This window comes from Candidatus Jordarchaeum sp. (genome assembly GCF_052745115.1).
In genome coordinates, this window is record NZ_JBRAKS010000333.1 from 1 (window position 1) to 4,185 (window position 4,185).

Consider the following 4,185-nt stretch of genomic DNA (forward strand, 5'->3'; position numbering starts at 1 on the left):
ATTTCTAATTGTTCGTTAAATTTAAATGCTTCAAAAACGAGTTTTGACATGTGGGCTTCACCACCGTTGGGATGGTTTCGAGTACAATTATTCTTTTCGAACTATCCCAACAACCCACATACTTAAGGCGCCTTCTCATTTTAATAGCGGCTAGCTTGATTTGGTAATATAGAAGAGGAATATGTATCGGTATCCCTTCCAAAGTAAAACAAACTTTATTTGAACATCCTATTGGAAAAGTGTTATATTTAGGGTATTCATTAGAAAGTTCTAGACTATCGATTAAAATGGTGGACAAGACCCATGTCTAAAAACGTTTCTTCAAATCTATCCCTACGAACCCCGGAAGGGGTAGAAGCCCTAGTCATGGTGGAAACAACCACAGGAAGCAATCCAACTGAACTATACAAAACCATTTCAGAATTACCAGGCGTAACCAGCATAAACGAACTCTGCGGCGAATTCGACATCGTAGCCTTCGTCAAAGCCAATTCAATCGACCAACTAAACGGATACGTGGATTTAATACGAGAAACCAAAGGCGTATCATCCACAGTAACAAGAATCATACTAAGTGAGTTACAAACCAAAGAAAAGAAAGAAACCCAAAAAGACATCCAAACCATGGCCATGATCATCTCCAGCACCGGATACTACACCTCAAAAGTCGCCCAAGCACTACTAAAAAACCCCTCAGTCAAAAAAATCTACGAAATCAGCGGCAGACACGACATCGTCGCATTCATGGGAGTAAAAGACATACCAGAACTAAACAAACGCCTCGACGAACTAAGAAACGTCGCAGGAGTAACAAAAACCATCACATACGTAATCCTAAAATAAAAAACATCAAAAAACCATCCACACCCATTAAAAACAAATTAATAACTTACAAATATAATATTAGACCCCAGAAATTTTTTCGAAAAGCTAAAATACCACAACAGAACCGTAAACTAACAACAAAAAAAAGAAATAGAAAATAAGGGCTCGTAGCTCAGTGGAAGATTCCGCCAGAGATAGCGGGAGCCAAGAGCGCCTGGTTTGCAGCCAGGAGGCCGCGCGTTCAAATCGCGCCGAGTCCACTATATTATTTTTCAGATATTTTTTTCACACTCCTCTCAATTAACAATTTAACAAGTTAATTAACCATGTACCGTGTGACGACCCAAGTTTCTGTAATACTAAAAGATGTGCGAAAAATTTAATTATTTTAAAACAACATCACTTTTGACATCACATAAGGGGCGAGTAGTCTAGCGGTTATGACGTCGCCTTGACGTGGCGAAGGTCGCAGGTTCAAAAGGTTTAGTGCTTTGAGCACTATATCTGACAATCCTGCTTCGCCCACCAATCCAATATAGTAATTTACTATAAGTTAAATCATTCTTATATCTAATTTAACAGTTTGTTTGACTATTGTGTGGTTTTTCTACATTTGATTAGGATTTAGTTTTCTGTTTTTTAGTAGTTGGTAGTTGAGCTTATAGGTGGTTTCTCCGTTTTGCTCTATTTGGGAAGTTGTTAGTAGTAGTTCTTCTGCTTCTTCCATCATCATTTCGGCATATTCTCTGTTTATTGTTTTTGTGTATGTCGTTCCGCTGTGTTTCTCTTTATATTTTCGGTAGGCTTCAAGGGCCTTTTCTGTCAAGCCTTCGCGTGTGAGCGCTTCTTTTCCCTGCTCTCGAGCTTCCTTGAACACATTTCTTATTGGGTTGAGTACCTTGTCTTGGAGTGTTAGTGGTGGGTACTTGCAGCTGGTTCCCAACTAGTAGTACTTTTTTTCTCTGACTGGCTTCTGGTTCCATGTTTCTCTGGGCGGGATGGCTCTCCTTATTTTGAAGGTTCTAAGTGCCCCGTAGATTGCGGATTCTCTTTTTCCGTCGCTTTGCATTCTTCGATTATTTTATGTTTTAGTTCACTATGGGTTAGTGTTTCTTTTCCCTGTTTTTCGGCTTCTCGGAAAATTTTTCTTATTGTCCTGAATGGGACTTTTTCTATTCCCAAAGTGTACCATGCGTCGCGCTTCATACCGATTAGGTCTTCGTATTCTTCTAGTAGCCATTCTTCAATTTGCATTATCTCGTAGCAATCGGGTATCTCTGTGATAACGAAGGCTTCGCTGTTTCCTTTTACGATTCTTTTCACGTTTCTCTTTTTTTCCTGTATTTTAGGGCTTTTATTAGTGCTTTTATGTTCTCTTCTCTTGCCAGTTTCTTCACGTCGGGGGGTGTCTTTTAAATAGATTCAGGTTCATGTGCACCCGTTCTTTCCCCTATTCTTTGTCTCAAATAAGGGGGGTGAAACGTTATTGTGTGGTTCTATCTCTAGCAAATAGGTTGCAGAAGGTTTTAAACTTCACATTTATTATGAGTATGAGGTGTATTGTTTGGAATTATCCATTGAACCCAAATGTGTAAGGTTTTAGCAAGACTGAGTAGTGTGAAAAGATGTACAGGTTAATGTGATCTTGCCTGATTGGGTTTTAGAAAGAAAGTAGTATGGAAAGGCTTCTCGGAATTGCTTCATTTGTTCTGTGTGTTCTTGTTTTAGAAAGACAAGTGTTATGAAAAGTGGAAACCTTTCTATGGATCTTGGACTATAATTTGTGGTCGCCGGTTCGAATCCGGTTCCGCCCACTAATTTTATGAATCAATAAACAAAACATTTAATAGGATGCGAAAAAAACTTAGTTTTTGCCGTCGTACAATTTCTCCCAAGATGGGTGCCGTCGTAACTATTCACTAAGAATAGCGGCAAGCTTAGCCCGGGAGAGCGCCGGATACTGTCAAAAAAGAGACAGAAGGCGAAACTGAAGATCCGGTTGTCGCTGGATTGCTGCCAGAAGAATTGGCAGAAGGCGAATTCAAATCCGGCCGACGGCACCATACTTCTAAAGCTGTATGATTAATTCTTTTTGGTATAAATTGGGAGGATTATGTTTTTGTTTATTTTTTGAAAAATAGTCCCTCCCTCTGTTGCACTGTTTGTGTTAAAAAATAGTTTAATTAGTAAACAAAGATAATAAATATATAAAAATGTATTTATGCGGCTGCCGGGAGCCTCATGAAGAGGGAACCCCTTTTCATTTTGAACCCGAGTGACCTGCTAGCCATTGGTTGTGGGTGCTAGTAACAGGCTTGGAAGGCCTGGGTCCTAGACCAGACTAGACTACAGCCGCACTATTTTTGATATTGTTGCGTCTTGTACTAGTACTTAAGTTTTTCTGGTTTTATGGTTTTTACCATTTTATTAATTGTTTTTATTTTTCCCCGAAGGGTATGTTTTTGATGTTTTAGATTTTGTTAGTGGGAGTGTGTTTTTGTTGTTAGTTGATATTTAGGTAGATGGTGCGTATTGGTGTGAGTATTTTGTGTTCTTTTGGGGTTTCTATTCTCATTTGTAGTCCGCCGAATGAGATGAGGTATAGGTGTTTGTCTTCGGTTTTTGTTCTTCGCTGTACTTTGCCTTCTAGTGAGATTTTGGTGTTTTTTGTATCTAGGGGTTGGTCGCTGATTAATATTTTTAGTTTGTCGTTTTCTTGGATGGTTGTTAGTTCTTTGGGGATTTCTATTGTGATTTTTAGTTGTTCTTTTTCGGAGGTTAGGTGGTATTTTAGTAGCTTGTTTGAGTCGGTTGATTCTATTTTGGTGACTGTTAATTCGGATTTTATTTCTGTCATTTGTTGTTACACCTCTTTTGGGGACCTTTTTTCAGGGTTAATCATGTTGGGTTGTATTATGGTTTTTTATTTTTGGTTTTTTATTGTTTTTTTGTTGATTTATGTGGGTACGAAGGTTACGCCGAGGACGCAGAGTATGGCTCCTAGTGCTATGGCTGCGGTCCAGGAGTAGAGGTAATATTTCCAGGCGTCTGGGTTGTCTTTTACTAGTTTGCCTGTGCCCCATGAGACTACCCAGAGGTAGATGGCTATGAGTATGATGGCGGAGGTTTCTGAGCCTAGGTTTATGCTGTCAATTAGTACCATTAATACGAGAATCGCTAGTGCTGTGGCAAGTGATCCCCAGCCGGTCCATTCTAGGATGGTTTCAAATTGTTTGAGTTGGAATTTTTCTTGGATTTCGTTGTTTTCATTTTTAGTTTTTGATTCTTGGTTGGACATTGTTATCCCTCGAGATTAGATGTATGAATTTCTATTATAAACATATGACTATGACGACGATA

Annotated in this window: 5 protein-coding genes and 3 tRNA genes; 3 read left to right on the forward strand and 5 right to left on the reverse strand. The window is 39.1% G+C overall.

Annotated elements, in window-relative coordinates:
• The first annotated feature begins 303 nt into the window (after positions 1-303).
• The 3 genes from ACUVXA_RS17220 (at position 304) to ACUVXA_RS17230 (ending at position 1,353) form a co-directional block, all read left to right on the forward strand.
• Entirely contained in the window at positions 304-843 is a 540-nt protein-coding gene (locus ACUVXA_RS17220; protein WP_445872521.1) for an Lrp/AsnC ligand binding domain-containing protein, read from the forward strand.
• A 143-nt stretch (positions 844-986) separates the two neighbouring features.
• A tRNA-Ala gene (locus tag ACUVXA_RS17225) sits at positions 987-1,085 on the forward strand.
• A 160-nt stretch (positions 1,086-1,245) separates the two neighbouring features.
• A tRNA-Val gene (locus ACUVXA_RS17230) sits at positions 1,246-1,353 on the forward strand.
• A 79-nt stretch (positions 1,354-1,432) separates the two neighbouring features.
• On the opposite strand, the gene ACUVXA_RS17235 is transcribed toward ACUVXA_RS17230, so the two are convergent.
• From ACUVXA_RS17235 to ACUVXA_RS17255, 5 genes are all read right to left on the reverse strand, one after another.
• Positions 1,433-1,768 (reverse strand): hypothetical protein, encoded by a 336-nt coding sequence (locus ACUVXA_RS17235; protein ID WP_445872522.1) that lies wholly within the window; start codon positions 1,766-1,768, stop codon positions 1,433-1,435.
• 65 nt (positions 1,769-1,833) lie between these two features.
• On the reverse strand, positions 1,834-2,148 hold the full coding sequence (locus ACUVXA_RS17240) for a hypothetical protein (RefSeq protein WP_445872523.1): 315 nt from the start codon (positions 2,146-2,148) through the stop codon (positions 1,834-1,836).
• Positions 2,149-3,047: 899 nt separating this feature from the next.
• A tRNA-Gly gene (locus tag ACUVXA_RS17245) sits at positions 3,048-3,181 on the reverse strand.
• A 147-nt stretch (positions 3,182-3,328) separates the two neighbouring features.
• A complete protein-coding gene (locus ACUVXA_RS17250) occupies positions 3,329-3,682 on the reverse strand; it encodes a DNA-directed RNA polymerase subunit G (RefSeq protein ID WP_445872524.1) in 354 nt (117 codons plus the stop codon).
• A 99-nt stretch (positions 3,683-3,781) separates the two neighbouring features.
• Positions 3,782-4,123 carry a hypothetical protein gene (locus ACUVXA_RS17255; protein WP_445872525.1) on the reverse strand — a complete coding sequence of 114 codons (342 nt, stop codon included), beginning with the start codon at positions 4,121-4,123 and terminating at the stop codon, positions 3,782-3,784.
• Positions 4,124-4,185 lie beyond the last annotated feature (62 nt).

Excerpts from the sequence above, each read along its gene's own strand:
- ACUVXA_RS17220 (WP_445872521.1), top strand. The coding sequence starts at position 304 with ATGTCTAAAAACGTTTCTTCAAATCTATCCCTACGAACCCCGGAAGGG.
- ACUVXA_RS17250 (WP_445872524.1), bottom strand. The coding sequence starts at position 3,682 with ATGACAGAAATAAAATCCGAATTAACAGTCACCAAAATAGAATCAACC.
- ACUVXA_RS17255 (WP_445872525.1), bottom strand. The coding sequence starts at position 4,123 with ATGTCCAACCAAGAATCAAAAACTAAAAATGAAAACAACGAAATCCAA.